Source organism: Halostagnicola alkaliphila (assembly GCF_055379965.1).
Window position 1 is genome coordinate 3,074,511 of the sequence record NZ_AP043826.1, and the last position, 13,859, is coordinate 3,088,369.

General features: G+C 62.0%; 16 protein-coding genes. 3 read left to right on the forward strand and 13 right to left on the reverse strand.

What is annotated here, in order from left to right; all coding sequences use genetic code 11:
• Positions 1-13: 13 nt before the first annotated feature.
• A complete protein-coding gene (locus ACZ5C7_RS20805) occupies positions 14-238 on the reverse strand; it encodes a hypothetical protein (protein ID WP_464378163.1) in 225 nt (74 codons plus the stop codon).
• Between the two features lie 350 nt (positions 239-588).
• Here ACZ5C7_RS20805 and ACZ5C7_RS20810 point away from each other — a divergent pair, with 350 nt between their 5' ends.
• Entirely contained in the window at positions 589-1,341 is a 753-nt protein-coding gene (locus tag ACZ5C7_RS20810; RefSeq protein WP_464378164.1) for a DUF8052 family protein, read from the forward strand.
• Positions 1,342-1,456: 115 nt separating this feature from the next.
• Here the strand turns inward: ACZ5C7_RS20810 and ACZ5C7_RS20815 are convergent, their stop codons facing one another.
• From ACZ5C7_RS20815 to ACZ5C7_RS20830, 4 genes are all read right to left on the reverse strand, one after another.
• Positions 1,457-3,304, reverse strand: coding sequence for a carbon starvation CstA family protein (locus ACZ5C7_RS20815; protein ID WP_464378165.1), 1,848 nt, complete (start codon positions 3,302-3,304; stop codon positions 1,457-1,459).
• A gap of 117 nt (positions 3,305-3,421) precedes the next feature.
• Positions 3,422-4,387: an ArsA family ATPase gene (locus ACZ5C7_RS20820; RefSeq protein ID WP_464378166.1), complete on the reverse strand. Its 966-nt coding sequence runs from the start codon at positions 4,385-4,387 to the stop codon at positions 3,422-3,424.
• The gene (locus tag ACZ5C7_RS20825; RefSeq protein WP_464378167.1) at positions 4,387-4,683 is read right to left on the reverse strand and encodes a DUF7990 family protein; all 297 of its coding nucleotides are present in this window, start codon (positions 4,681-4,683) and stop codon (positions 4,387-4,389) included. Before ACZ5C7_RS20825 ends, ACZ5C7_RS20820 begins: the two co-directional genes overlap by 1 nt.
• 166 nt (positions 4,684-4,849) lie before the next feature.
• Complete coding sequence (locus ACZ5C7_RS20830; RefSeq protein WP_464378168.1) at positions 4,850-5,506, reverse strand: helix-turn-helix domain-containing protein; 657 nt, start codon at positions 5,504-5,506, stop codon at positions 4,850-4,852.
• A gap of 139 nt (positions 5,507-5,645) precedes the next feature.
• Here ACZ5C7_RS20830 and ACZ5C7_RS20835 point away from each other — a divergent pair, with 139 nt between their 5' ends.
• Together ACZ5C7_RS20835 and ACZ5C7_RS20840 are read left to right on the forward strand one after the other, a co-directional pair.
• Positions 5,646-5,882, forward strand: coding sequence for a YgaP family membrane protein (locus ACZ5C7_RS20835; protein ID WP_464378169.1), 237 nt, complete (start codon positions 5,646-5,648; stop codon positions 5,880-5,882).
• 22 nt (positions 5,883-5,904) lie between these two features.
• Complete coding sequence (locus ACZ5C7_RS20840; protein WP_464378170.1) at positions 5,905-6,099, forward strand: hypothetical protein; 195 nt, start codon at positions 5,905-5,907, stop codon at positions 6,097-6,099.
• Positions 6,100-6,183: 84 nt separating this feature from the next.
• On the opposite strand, the gene gdhB is transcribed toward ACZ5C7_RS20840, so the two are convergent.
• The 8 genes from gdhB to ACZ5C7_RS20880 form a co-directional block, all read right to left on the reverse strand.
• A complete protein-coding gene (gene gdhB, locus ACZ5C7_RS20845) occupies positions 6,184-7,476 on the reverse strand; it encodes a glutamate dehydrogenase GdhB (protein WP_464378171.1) in 1,293 nt (430 codons plus the stop codon).
• 3 nt (positions 7,477-7,479) lie between these two features.
• On the reverse strand, positions 7,480-7,620 hold the full coding sequence (locus tag ACZ5C7_RS20850; RefSeq protein ID WP_464378172.1) for a rubrerythrin-like domain-containing protein: 141 nt from the start codon (positions 7,618-7,620) through the stop codon (positions 7,480-7,482).
• Positions 7,621-7,732: 112 nt separating this feature from the next.
• On the reverse strand, positions 7,733-10,822 hold the full coding sequence (locus ACZ5C7_RS20855; protein WP_464378173.1) for a bacterio-opsin activator domain-containing protein: 3,090 nt from the start codon (positions 10,820-10,822) through the stop codon (positions 7,733-7,735).
• A gap of 90 nt (positions 10,823-10,912) precedes the next feature.
• Positions 10,913-11,767 carry a YihY/virulence factor BrkB family protein gene (locus ACZ5C7_RS20860; protein WP_464378174.1) on the reverse strand — a complete coding sequence of 285 codons (855 nt, stop codon included), beginning with the start codon at positions 11,765-11,767 and terminating at the stop codon, positions 10,913-10,915.
• Between the two features lie 85 nt (positions 11,768-11,852).
• Complete coding sequence (locus tag ACZ5C7_RS20865; protein ID WP_464378175.1) at positions 11,853-12,059, reverse strand: DUF2196 domain-containing protein; 207 nt, start codon at positions 12,057-12,059, stop codon at positions 11,853-11,855.
• Between the two features lie 87 nt (positions 12,060-12,146).
• Positions 12,147-12,590, reverse strand: coding sequence for a peptide-methionine (R)-S-oxide reductase MsrB (msrB, locus tag ACZ5C7_RS20870; RefSeq protein ID WP_464378176.1), 444 nt, complete (start codon positions 12,588-12,590; stop codon positions 12,147-12,149).
• 112 nt (positions 12,591-12,702) lie between these two features.
• Positions 12,703-12,864: a hypothetical protein gene (locus ACZ5C7_RS20875; RefSeq protein ID WP_464378177.1), complete on the reverse strand. Its 162-nt coding sequence runs from the start codon at positions 12,862-12,864 to the stop codon at positions 12,703-12,705.
• A 54-nt stretch (positions 12,865-12,918) separates the two neighbouring features.
• On the reverse strand, positions 12,919-13,710 hold the full coding sequence (locus ACZ5C7_RS20880) for a hypothetical protein (protein ID WP_464378178.1): 792 nt from the start codon (positions 13,708-13,710) through the stop codon (positions 12,919-12,921).
• Positions 13,711-13,859: the final 149 nt, after the last annotated feature.

The following is a 13,859-nucleotide window of genomic DNA, read 5'->3' on the forward strand; positions in this document are numbered from 1 at the left end:
AGTGCTGAGTTCGTTACCGCTTCCAGACGAATTCTTCGACGGTACTGTCGAGCCGACTCGAGAGCCTCGAGAGCCAAGCGGCTGGCGACACGAGACGCAGTTCGTCCTCATCGACTTCGATCCGGTCGCCGGCGTAGGGATCGCGGGCGGCGCGCTCGTCCTCGTCGCGTCCCGCGTTCGCAACGTCGACCGCGGTCGACATCGAGCATCGGCCACAGGCTTCGCGATCGTCGGTCATTGACGATTCTGGGTCCGACTACGGGCTGATTCACCTTAAGCGCAGGCCAGCACAATCAGCGCGACACACAGAGAGCAACTCACCTGCACGCACAGACCAGTAACGTGACCAGCACCGCAGGTTAGCACCGTCACAAGGACAGACAGCAACCGACCGGCGGACCCCTACGCGGGAACCCGGTCGCCGACGCGCCGACGACCTTTTGGTGATACCGTGGTATCTCCCACCATGAACGGAGATCGGGGTCGACCGAGCGTTTTCACGGCTCACGACACGACCAGCGTGACAGCGGGACGTCTCCAGCCGAGCGCTCGAGCGACCGGGTCGGGGTCCACAAGCGGTGACACCACATGAGCGAGCGCCAAAACCAGGAACCAGAAGAATCCGATATCCGCGAGCGGGACACTGAAACAACGGGAAACGGTGGCAGAGCCGAAACGAAAGTCGGCGGCGGAGCCGGAACGAAAGCTGGCGACGAAATTGGAGTGAAAGCCGGCGACGAATTCGACGCGGACCTCGAGGAACTCCCGTCCGAGGTGCTCGAGTCCGTCCCCGTCTGGGAGGACGAGTACCTCGATCGGGTCAGCGACCGACTGATGCACACCTACGACCTCGAGAAGGACATTCGAGAGGTGGGCGAGTCGTTCGACCTCTTCGGCGAGCTTCGCGTCGAGAGCAGCAAACACCTGTTTCATCCCTCCGTACAGTACGCGAACCATCACATGCGCGAGTACCTCTACGGGGACCGGCGCTCGAGCGTGACGGTCGCCGACCTCGAGCGGCTGGTCGAGTTCGGTCACGACCTGGCCGACGATCGGGTCGATCCGAGCGACGAACACCGCGCGACGGAGTTTACGTTCGTCCTCGTGACGGCCGCTATTTCGGACGACGTTCGCTCGTTCGTCGAGGGATTCTCGGATCGAACGCTCCTGAAGTACGGCTATCACGGACATTACGAAATCCACCTCTGTGTCGTCGCACCCGACCAAGAGGACATCGTCTCGAGCGATCGAACCGAGATCCACAGCGCCTTCGGGCTGTGGGACCCCGTCGAGGAAGAACGCGGCTTGCTCGGCCGAGTCCGTTCGGCGCTCTTTTTATAGCCCAGAGACGCAACTCGCGCCGTCGTCGACGAAACGGTGCAAAACGGTCGAGCGAACACCGATTCGGTAGTCGACCGAGCCGTCGAAATTACCGGTTAGTCGAAATGCGCTCGAGCTAGTCGTCGTCTTCGCTCGTCGCACCGGTCGGTTCGTCAGTCGAGAGTAGATCGTCTCGGTTCTCCTGAAGGTTCGACCAGCCCAATCTAATGATCGCGATTGCGAGCCAGATCAAGATGAACGCGAGCAGCATCCGAAGCCCGCTCGAGACCTGCTCTAAGATCGTCGCATCGGCCATCCACTCCGAATTGAGCAAGCTCATATAGAGGTTCTCGTACAGCGCGAGCCAGAGGAGCCCGAGGATCGTGATAAAGACCATCACGACGACCGGAACACCCGTACTCACCAGCTGTTTCGTGTCCTTCCAGTTGGCGAGCCAAATGGTCGCCGTCAGGAGCGCCAACGCGGCGAGCAACTGGTTCGCGCCACCGAACAGCGGCCAGAGCTCTTCCCACTGACCGCTCGAGACGAGCAAGAACGCGGCGAGGGTCGCGATCGACGTGTTGACGTACTTGTTCTTGACGACTTCTTGAGCCGAGGAGTCGGGCGTCGCGACCAGCTCCTCGACCATGTACCGGCCGAGCCGAAGCCCGGTATCGAGACTGGTCAGCAGGAAGCTCACGAACACGAGCGCCATGAACACCTCTCCGTACTGAATCGGGATATTGAGTCCCGTGAGGATGAGTCCACCACCCTCCGCGAAGTTCGGAAGCGCGGCGTCGATGCCGCCGATATCGGCGACGTCGGTGACCGCGATCACCGAAACCGCCGCGAGCGCGGTCGCCGCGAGCAGTCCCTCCGCGAGCATGCCGCCGTAGCCGATCAGGCGGGCGTCGCTTTCCTTGTTGAGCTGTTTGGCCGTGGTTCCCGAGGACACCAGCGAGTGGAAGCCGCTGATCGTCCCGCAGGCGATCGTGATAAACAACAGCGGGAACAGCGGCATCGCTTCGCCGACGAGTTCGCCGCCGAAGAAGCCGGTGTAAGCGGGCAGTTCGATCGTTAGCGGCTCGTTCGACGTGCCGAGCGCGGTGCCGACGACGACAGCCAGCAAGGCACCACCCACTCCGAAGTACAGCAGGAACGAGGAGAGGTAGTCACGCGGCTGGAGCAACACCCAGACGGGAAGGATGCTCGCGACGAACGCGTAGCCGAGCGAGACGATTATCCATCCGGCGACGTTTCCGCTGTCGAACACCGACGCACCAGGAACCCACATTCCATCACCCGGGAGGAGAACGATCGTTCCGTCAGGCATCCCGGCGGTTTCGAACAACGCGATCGGGAATTCCATCCCGACGAAGACGCTGGCGAAGACCCCGGCGACGAAGATGATCGTCCCCGGAATGAACGGAAGATCGAGCTGGTAGAGCCAGATTCCCGCCACGAGCGCGAGCATGATGTACAGGATGCTCGCGGTCGCCGCCTGCGGATACGCGTTGAGAATAATCGCGACTAACAGCGCGAACACCGCGACGACGAGGATGATCACCAGGAACGCGAACCAGAGGAACATGTTCTTCCCCCGCTCACCCACGTACTGACCGATGACGAACCCGATCGATTTCCCCTCGTGGCGAATGCTCGAGGACAGGGACATGAAGTCGTGGACGGCTCCCATCAGCGGGTTACCAATCGCGACCCAGAGCATCGCCGGGACCCAACCCCAGACGAGCGCCGCCGTGATCGGGCCGGCGATCGGCGCGCCCCCTGCGATGCTCGAGAAGTGGTGTCCCAGCAAGACCGGCTTTTTCGCTGGGACGTATTCTTGTCCGTCTTGATACTTGTGGGCGGGCGTCTCGCGCGAGTCGTCGAGTTCGACGAACCGCTCGAGGTATCGCCCGTACCCGATATAGCCTATCGTAAAGAGAGTGACGATAGTGGCGACAATCCAAATTACCCCTGTCATAAGTGTCTACCAACGCGATTCATTCATATGCATATAAATCATGTGGGATGATAACAGCGAATGGCGGCGTTGAGGCACTATACAGCGAAAAGCGCGCAAGAACGAAACGAAACGTGACTAACGCTTTGAAATTTTGGCATCGATATCGAGCACGTCAGCTACTCGAGCGAGCCGATCACCTTTGATCTCCTCGATCTGGGTCTCAATCTCGGCGAGAATCGGCGGTGACAGCTCCTCGGCGGCCGTCCCAAGCCGTTCGTTCTCCGTCTCGACCCGATCACGAAGGTAGCGGGCCCCTCGGCCGTCCTCTTCGGGGTCCGGCTCGGGGGTAAGCCTGTTCGCGACCAGTCCGTGGACCTCGAGGCCCTGCTCGGCGAGGTCGTCGATCGCCCGACTCGTCTCCCGAATCGAGAGCGAGTCGGGGTTGAACACCAGGAAAAACGACGCCTCGTTTCGGAGCGTTTCGCCCGCGGTTTCGAAGAATTCCTTTCGGTCCTGCAGATGGGCGAGAACGGGGTCCCCGTCCATCACCCGACGGGGCTCCTGATTCCCGATCGCCGCCTTCTCGAAGAGGTCGATGCTCTTCCGGCGTTTGGCCAGCAGACGGTCTATCCAGCCCTCAAGGTAGTCCGGGAGCGAGAGCAATCGGAGCGTGCCGCCGGTCGGGGAGGTGTCGAAGACGACCCGGTCGTACTCGTCGCTGCTCTCCATAACGTCGACGAACCGATCGAACAGCGCCGCCTCGTACGCGCCGGGGGTTCCGTGGGCCATCTCGATCTGTCTGTCGATGTCGTTGACCATCGCCGCCGATACCTGCTGGGAGAGATTTCGCTTGACCTGCGTGAGGTGGTTCGAAACCTCCTGCTCGGGATCGATCTCGAGGGCGTGGAGATTCTCGACGCCGTCGACGGGTCGCGGGTCGTCCCCGAACCGCTGGTCGAAGAGGTCGCCGATCGAGTGGGCCGGGTCGGTCGACACGACGAGCGTCTCGAGACCAGCGTCGGCGCATTTGTACGCGTACGCCGCGGAAACAGTCGTTTTCCCGACGCCGCCTTTTCCGCCGAAGAAGACGTACCGGTCCATCAGAAGTGGTACTGTCGCCCTTTGCGCTCGACGAGCGATGCCCGATCCCACAGCCGGCGCTCCCAGGCCTCGAACTCGTCTTCGAGGTACGGCAGGAGTTCGGCCGTGTAGTACGACACCGGCGACGGAACGCCAAAGGCGTCCGGGAAACACGACAGCATGAACTCGTCCTCGAGATCCTCGGCTTCGGCCTCGATCTTCTCGTAGGCCGGGTGAGAGAGCATGCCGTGATAAAGTCCGCGGAGCCACTCCTCTACGGTCTCGCGGAAGGTAGCGATGCGGTCTGCAAGCGTCATTAGCGAACATGCTCGAGTACGGAGCCAAAAAGCTGTCGTGTCCTCGAGTGAGCGAGAGGTTGTGGCGGCTGTCACCCATCCGCTTTGAGTCGTGTAATGTGCGCCGGGCATCTCTGTCCTGAGAGCACGCACGCCGGCGAGTGAGCGGTCGTATCATTGAGACACGTTATGCATCGAATACACCGGGCATCACCTTCGACTCAGCTTTCCGAAGGTGTTCTGCCGCGGTCGACGTTGCACAGTTTAGTTCGCGAGCGATCTCTTCGCTCGTCACACCGCGTGGCGTATCGTAGTATCCGAGGTCGATGGCGACTCGAACTGCCTCTCGTTGTCGGTCGGATAATCGATCAACGACGCCGTCAGCCGCGACCGTTTTCCCGCCGACCGAGTCGATTTCGACGCGAACGCCGTCGGGAATACCGTCGACCGCGGCCTGTATATCGGCGCTTCTTCCCACCACAGTGAACGTATAGCTTCTCCCGACGTTCCACTCGGCTGGCGGTATCGTCATCAAACTTCCTCGCTTGAAGTTTTCCCACAACGCTCGAGCGTCGGTCGTCCCGTCCCCCGCCACGAAACAGTAACTCTCGCGGTCGGTAACCGGAAGTAGCTCGTACTCGTCGATGGCGGAATCCTTTCGGAGCAGTTCCTCAAAACGCTGAACGTCGCCACGAACTCGCAACAAAAACGACGCCGTGGGCGCGACGATATTCCAGTTGACAACCTGTATCCGGTCGAACGAATCGCCGTCGTTCGTCGCCCGCTCGTAGGTCAGCGGCAACTCGAGATTCCGTGTATGAATAGTGATTCGAACGCGTTTCATGCGCGTGATTCGGAGACGTGTGAATAAAATAATTGGTTCGAGCGGCGACGATTCGGACCGCCCCGACTCGCGCTACCGGATAAACCCGGCAGAAATGTGCGGCTATACGAATTCCAATCAGGAGCGCGTCTCACCGGTCGTGAAGCAAAATATTGGCAAAATCGACCGGACCATCCGAGGAGTACTGGGAATCTGGTTCATCGCAACGGCGACTGCTGCGTTTATAGACGATCAACCGACAAAAGCCGCGACGCTTGGCACCGCTGGTGTCGGATTGCTGGTGAACTGGTACACCCAGTTCTGTGGCGGCAACGCGCTCTTCGGAATCGACACCGCCTCGGGTGAATCGCACACGGATGAACGAACGCCAGCATGAGTACCGGAATGGACGGCCCGCTATGAAGGTGGATTTTATGCTCGTCTACGGCTGTCTCTTTACGTCGATTCTGATCATCCCCGCGTTCCTCCAGTATCTCTTCTTGTTTCGCGGAATCGAATACACTGAAACGGTGTTTCTGGTCGTCGGGATGCTCGCGATGCTCCCAGGGCTCATGATGGGAGCAACGGCGCTGTGGATCACAGCACGCGGGTGACGAACTCTCGTGTGAGACAGCTACTCGATGGTTGATTTCGTAACGCAAAATCGAAGGCACCACGTGAAACGTCGGTTTCCACTATCAGGGCCAGAGTCCGCGGGCTTCATGAGCCTCCGAAATACGCGACAGCGCGACGATGTAGGCCCCGTCCCGCCAGCTCACGTCTCGAGCTTCGACCTCCGATCGAACCCCGTTCCAGGCGGTCACCATCTCGGACTCGAGTTCGGCGTTGACCTCCTCGAGGGTCCACGCGCGACGGTTGATATCCTGAAGCCACTCGAAGTAACTCACCGTCACGCCGCCGGCGTTCGCGAGGATATCGGGGACGACGGGGATCCCGCGTTCGGAGAGGATGGCGTCGGCGGCGAACGTCGTCGGGCCGTTCGCGCCCTCGACGACAAGATCCGCCTGAATATCGTCGGCGTTGGCCTCCGTGATGACGTTGCCGACGGCCGCGGGGATGAGCACGTCGACGTCTAACTCGAGCAGCTCCTCGTTGGGCATCACGTCGTCGGCGTTCCCGGTGACCGCCTCCGGCTCCTCGTCGTGGGCCGGAATCGAGGCGACGTCGATCCCGCCGGGATCGTAGACTGCCCCGTTGACGTCGCTGATCGCGACGATGGTTGCGCCCCACTCCTCGAGTTGGCGGGCTGCGTTCGCACCGACGCTGCCGAATCCCTGGACGGCGACCGTGGTGTCCTCGAGCGGGGAGTCGTAGTACTCGCAGGTTTCTCTCGTCACGATGGCGACGCTGCGACCGGGTGCCTCTTCGCGACCGTGGCTTCCGCCGACCGCAGGCGGTTTGCCGGTGACGACGCCGGGAATGGTCTCGCCCTGTTGCATGCTGTAGGCGTCCATAATCCAGGCCATCGCCTGCGAGTCCGTCCCCATGTCGGGGGCCGGAATGTCCCGCGTCGGGCCGATTACGTCCCGGATCTCCTGCGTGAATCGGCGAGTCAGTCGCTCGCGTTCGTCCTCGCTCAACGATTTGGGATCGACGACAACGCCACCCTTCGCGCCGCCGAAAGGGAGATCCATCACGGCACACTTCCAGGTCATCCACATCGAGAGCCCGACGCACTCGTCTCGAGTGACCTCGGGGTGGAATCGCAGACCGCCCTTGTACGGCCCGCGAACGCTGTCGTGTTGGGCCCGAAAGCCGGTGAAGACGTCGACGCTTCCGTCGTCCCGTTCGACCGGGACGGTGACCTCGGTTACTTTTGCGGGGTGGTTCAACCGCTCGAGAATGTTGTCGCCGATATCGATCTGCGAGCCGGCGCGGCTGAGCTGTCGCCTGGCCGTCTCGAGCGCCGTTTCCGGCTCGGTCGCGGCCGCTTGCGCTCGAGGCGGCTCGGATGATAGGTCCGGAGACATGAGTTACTCGATCGGAATCTCTCGATTCCGCATCTCGGCACCACACTCCGGACAATCGATCGGGGACGTCGCTCGGGCGACCGCACCGCAGGAAAAACACTCGTAGGTCGATTCCTCGTCGGGATCTGTAGTTACGTCTTTCATAGGTATCACTGACGAACCGGAGACGTGGCGTTCGTCCGTACGGAATTATAATAGGGATATTAGGATAACAGTATCCGTTATATTACTAGCACAGCTTCCCGGAAGGGGTTCACTATTCAACCCCAGGTGTTCCCGTTTCCGGGAGGCCGATTTCGTCGAACAGCAGCGAGAACAGTTTTCGCTGGACGGTTCGGTTGTGTCCGTAAAACGCAGCCGGGGAGATATCGAGCGAGTCGGCGATCTCCTCGCCCGTTTGCTCGCGCGGCGATTCGAAAAACCCGCCGTGGTAGGCCATCCGGACGACCTCGAGCTGTCGCTCGGTCAACTCCTCGAGCAGCTCCGTTCGCAGGTCGCCCGCGGACGTCCGTTCGACGGGTTGCTTCGAGCGAAGTTCGACCGAGTCGAAGCTGTTCGTCACCATTCGGGTCGGCGCTCTCGCGTCGACGTTGTTCGGGACGTCGACGACGATCCGCGAACCGGTCGGCGTCGCCCGTACGCTTCGAAGGACGACGCCGTGGTCCGCGAGTCGCAGGGCGAGAAACGGCATCGAAAGCTTGAGGAGGATCGATCCGCCTCCCTGCGCTTCAGGGCCGGACGATTCGCCCGCGCCGACACCGTCGCTGACAACCTGCACGTCGTCGACCGAGACGAGATCCTCGGCGGCGGCTGCGACATCCTCGACCGGAGCGCCGTCGATCGAAGCGAAGACGGAGACGGCGGAGCCGTCCTCGTGTTGACGGACTCCGCCGTCGAACGCAACCTCGCAGTTTGCGCGGCTCGCGAGCTGCTGAAACACGAACGTCTCGTCGTCGACCTCGAGATCGAGGCGCGTACTCGAGACGGTCAGGAGGGCATTTTTGCGTTCGACGGCGGCGATCGCCGACGCGATCGTTTCGCCGAGTTCCTCGAAGACGGCCTGGGAGACATCGTCGAACGCGGCCGAACGGTCCGCGTAGACCGCGAGCACGCCGTAGGAGAACTCGTCGTAGGAAAGCGGGACGCTGATCGCGGACTGGAACTCTTGGGAGAGGGCCTGTTTGCGCCAGGGTTCGTCGCGGAGGCCCTCCGCTACGTTTGTGACGACCGAGACGGCTCCCGACTGTGCGGTGTCGCTGGCCGGTTCTCCCGTTTGCCCGTCGACGGAGCCGGTGACGGTGTCGAGGTAGCCGCGATTCTCGCCGTCGTGTGTGCGCGCTTCAAGGTGCGTTCCGTCGGGATCCAGCTCGCCGATCCAGGCGAAGGAGAACCGATCCGCGCTCGTCAGTCGGTCGCAGACGGCGGTTTCGATTTCGTCGCGAGTTTCGGCCCGCACCATGGCTTGATCGATCTCTCGAATGAGTTCGTTGATCCGGTTGAGTCGCGCCAACCGCTGGTTTCGATCTTTTAGCTCGCGCTCCTGTTCGTGGAGCGCGGATTCGCGCTCGACCCGGTCGAGCGCCGCTTCGGCTGTCGTCGCGAGCAGGTCGATGACCTCCCGAGCGACGTCGTCGAACCCTCCCGAGGCCGTCGACCCGGTGACGAAGACGCCGTTGTTTCCGAGCGGGATGTACGCTCCGCCACGAAGGTCCGTGTCCGTCTTCGAGAGCCGTTTGGACTCGCGAACGTCCTCGAAAAACCGCCGCTCGCCTTCGACGAAGGCGTGACCCACGATGGAGTCGGTCGTCGTCCGATACGCGGAGAGCGAGCCGTGCGCGCGCTCCATCTCCCGCGTCGCGGCCGCCGGTCGGATCGCACTCTCGTCGGTATCGAACAGGTACACGGCGTTGGCTTCGAGGTCGAGCACGTCGCCGGCGTCCTCGACGACGATGTTGGCGATTTCGTCCCGGCTTTCGGCGAGCAGCAGTCGCCTCGACGTCCTGTGAAGCGCCGTCAGGGCCTCTTCGCGGCGCTTTCGAGTCGTAATGTCGCGACAGCTATAGAGGAGCCGTCCGTCCTGGATCGAGACCTCGCGGACGTTGACCAACAGCGTGTGTTCCTCGCCCGCCTTGTCCGTCGCCGTACACTCGAGGTTCGTCAACACGCCGTCGACCGCGAGTTTCTCGCGGTCGAACAGATCGGGGCCGAGCAGCTCCTCGATCGACCCCATCTCGTGAATCTCGTCGTCGGTGTAACCGAAGATGAAGTGGACGTTCGGACAGACGTACGTGAACTCACCGGACTCGTCCGTGATGAGGACCGTGTCGGTCATGTGGTTGAGCGTCACTCGATGGAGTTCCTCGGACTCGCGCAGTTCCTCCTCGAGTTCGATGCGGTCGGTCACGTCGGTTCCCTCGGCAACTATCGAAACGACGGCTCCCGAGTCATCGCGAACGGGGCGAAGTGTCACCTCGAGGACCCGTTTCGTCCCGTTCGCTGGATTGGCGGCTCCGCCCTCGCTGCGCTGACTGAGCAGTTCGCGGTCGACGACTTCGCCCGACGCGGCTCGCTCGAGCGCCGTTTCGATCACCTCGCTGTCTCGTACTCGCCACCACGGAGTCGCCTGGAACGGCCGGCCGCGAACGTCGTTGTGAGTCGCGTCGATCGCCTCGAGAGCGGCCGTATTCGCTCGAACGACGGTCCCGTTGAGGGCGAGTTCCCAGACGTACGTTTCCGGGTCAGCAAAGATAGTCCTGAATCGACGTCGGGACGCTCGAGCGCGCCGACGCGTGCGCTCGCGATCGATCACTCGCTCGAGCGCCGCAGCGAGTTCGCCGGGCGGTCGTTCCCGCGGAACGTACTCGGCAACGCCGGCGCTGATCGCCGCACTGGCGACCGTCTCCGATCCGTCGGTCGGCGAAAGGATAACCGGCACCATCGACTGGGCGGGTTGCAACCGCTCGAGTAATTCCACTCCGGTTCCGTCGGGGAGTTCGCCCGCGGCGAGTATGCAGTCGATACCGGGGCCGGGAGCGGGGGCTGTTTCGGGGGCGGACGCGAGTTCGGTATCGGATGTCGATTCGGGAGTGGATGCAGGTTCGGTATCGAAGACTGATTCGGCAGCGAGTGCAGGTTCGGAAGCGGACCCGAGTTCGATTGTCGCCGCCTCGGGGTGCTCTAGCGCTTCTGCGACCGTTTCCGCGCGAGAGACCGAGACGGATTCGACGGGCACGTCACCGACTGCACTCTCGAGAACGGACTCGAGCGAACGCGCCCCGTTACCCGGACCGTCGGCCGCCTCGACGACGAGCACGTGGATATCGTCGATGAGGTCTGGAAACTCCATTCGTCGTTGCTACACGCTCGAAAGGATAGAAAGCACCGGTCCCGCCGGGGCGACCGCTTCCGATTGCCGTTCGGGTCGGTCCGACGTGGGTCAGGTCGCTTTCGATAACTGCTCGGACATCGGCACCCAGCCGTCGTCAGGATCGACGCGGTCGGCGAGCACCGCGTTGAGAACCGCACCCAGAAGCAAGCAGAGGCCGCCGAAGTAGACCCACGTCAGGACCAGCAAGATCGCGCCCGCGATATCGAACAGGGCGACGCTCTCGGAGGTCAACACGTAGATGCGAAAGCCGACGGCGAGGAGCGACCACGTCACGGCGGCGAACGCCGTTCCGGGAAGCACCTCGCGAACCGAGACGTCGGGTTCGGGAAACACGTAATACATCGGAACGAACAGGACGAACAACAGCCCCGCCAGGGCGATCGTGCTCGCCGCCATCGCGACCGGTCCCTCGAAGAGGAGCGACACGCTCACGCCGAGGAACCCGACGAGCGCGACGCCAATCGCGACGGTGACGGTGAGCAAGACCGCGTAGAGAACCGTCACGAACGACGCAGAGAGCGCGGCTTCGATCGACGACTGGGACTGCCTCGAGCCGTATACTGCCGTAAACGCGCTATTGACGGCCTGGAATAGGCGGGCCCCACTCCAGAGCAAGATGCCGAGCGCGAGCAGGCCCGCTCGAGTTCGATTCGCGCCGTCGCCGGCGGCCTCCTCGAGTTGGTCTCGGCCGATCGTTCCGTCGAGGCCTGTCGCGGTCTCGAGCGCCTCGAGGACGACCTCGAGGGACTCGAGTATGGTGACGGCGACGAGCAACAGGATGACGAGCGGAACGAGCGTATTGAACGCGTGATACGCCAGCCCGGCGGATTTGACGCTGATCTGGCGCTCGCGTGCGACGGCCGTAACATCCGTGGCGAGTGTCCGGATGCTCGAGGGAATCATATCCATCGTTCATCGACGGCACCGAAATATTCTCGTCTCGAAGAAGCAGTTGTTCGAGTCCGTTCTATACCCTCGCCCGTCGCACCTATTCGTCGACGACGACCGATTGAACGTGACCGACGACGCCGCTTTTGAGTTTGACGTGTGGTCCCTCCGGATCGTCGCCGTAGATCGTTCCGACTTCGCCGTGAATCGGTTCCTGGTCTGTAGATTCGACGTCGGTATCCTCCTGAATGAGTTCGACGGTCATTCCCTGTCGGAGTTCCTCGGCGGTTGGTCGTTCGGTGGACATTGGACTAGCTAGAGTTCCGAGCAAGTCGTCTGAAAACGTGCTGCCTGCATATTCGGCGTCGCTTTTTCCCGGTCTCCACTCGAATCCCTACTCGTCCTCGAACTCAATGGCCGCGGAGTTGATGCAGAACCGTTTGCCCGTCGGTTCGGGGCCGTCTTCGAAGACGTGACCGAGGTGGCCGTCGCAGTTCGCACAGAGGACCTCCGTCCGTCGCATTCCGTGGCTGGTGTCCGTGCGAGTTTTTACACGCGCGTCGTCGACGTCGTAGAAGCTGGGCCAGCCGCAGCCGGATTCGAACTTGGTGTCCGATTCGAACAGCGTCGCCCCGCAGCCGGCACAGGCGTAGCTCCCGTCGGCTTTGTGATCGACGTATTCGCCGCTGAAGGCCGGCTCCGTTCCAGCTTCTCGAAGGATCTCGTACTGCTCGTCGGTGAGTTCCTCGCGCCATTCCTCGTCGCTTTTTTCGGTCGGGTCGGGTCGGCTCTCTCTCGACGGATCGTCGCTCGAGCTCGCGTTCGTTTCTGGTCCCATACACCCCCGTAGGGGCGAGAGATTCAAGAGTCTGTCCGGCCCGGTTCGGTTGCATCACGCGCAACCGACTCGAGGAACCGACTCGAGTAACTGACCGACGACGAGCAAGCACCTATCGTCCGGTAATGACGTTCGTGCTCTTACAATCCGGGCACTGGGTCATTCGTCCGAGTTTCGGGACCTCGAGTCGTCGCCACTCCGTCGAGCCACCTTCCGCTTCGAAGCCGCAGTTTAGACACCGCGAGTGCGTGACCGCCCCTGATTCGTAGGCCATACGCGATAGTATGGTACGGACTTGCATAGATATTTTTCTCCCGCGTGCTGAGAGTCAGACTGGATTATCGGTTTCGCGGACCGATGTCGTCGCTTCGATTCCGTCGGACCGCTCGTCGACCGACCGGTGATCGAGGCTGATCGCCTCGAGTTCGATTTCGGCTCTGGTCGTCTCGCTGTCGAGTCGCGCGCGCGGAATCGTGGTGAGTTCGAGTTGATCGCCGACGTCGACCGATCCGGTGAGATCGTGCTCGAGCGATACGGGAAGCGTTCGGTCGCCGTCCGTCAATTGGACGAGTTGCGCGTCGACGTACTCGCAGTAATCGGGAACGAGCCTGAGCGACGTTCCGGTCTGACAGGCCTGACAGCGAACTGTATCGCGGAGTCGTCGATCGTGTTGGGGGACCGTCGTCTCCTCGCCGCACCGGTCGCACTCGAACACCGCCGTCACGACGCGTGGCTGTAGCGGTTCGATCGACCGAACCGTCCCGTCGACGGTGATAAGCCGATTCAGGTGACTCGAGCGAATCGAGGTGAGCGGATAGCGGACGCTGTCGGGAACGTTTTGCAGGCGGAAGTAGAGTCGTTCGTCCGGCCGAAGGTCGGTCTCGAGGTCGTCGAACCGCTGATCGACGAACGTCGCGAGCGCCGCTCGACCGGCCTCGAGGGTCCGGTCGGGATCGCTCAGCAACGGCGCGGTGAAGCGGTAGTCCGTTCCACACTGATCGAACGAAATCGACAGGTTCCGACGGTCGGGGAACGCAACGAGCAGGTCCCTGATGTCGTCTTCGATGGACTGAAACACGTGCGTGTGCCACTTCTCGATCAGTTCCTGCTCGGAGATCATCACCCGATCTTCCTCCTCAGCGGCCTTCGTTAGTTATGGATTACTCCGTTGAGAGTGACGAGACGATACTGACCGATCGGGTCGACCGAACCGCGGATCGAATCGCGGTACTGGAACGCACACATTGACGAAGCCCGGCCGCGAAGTAC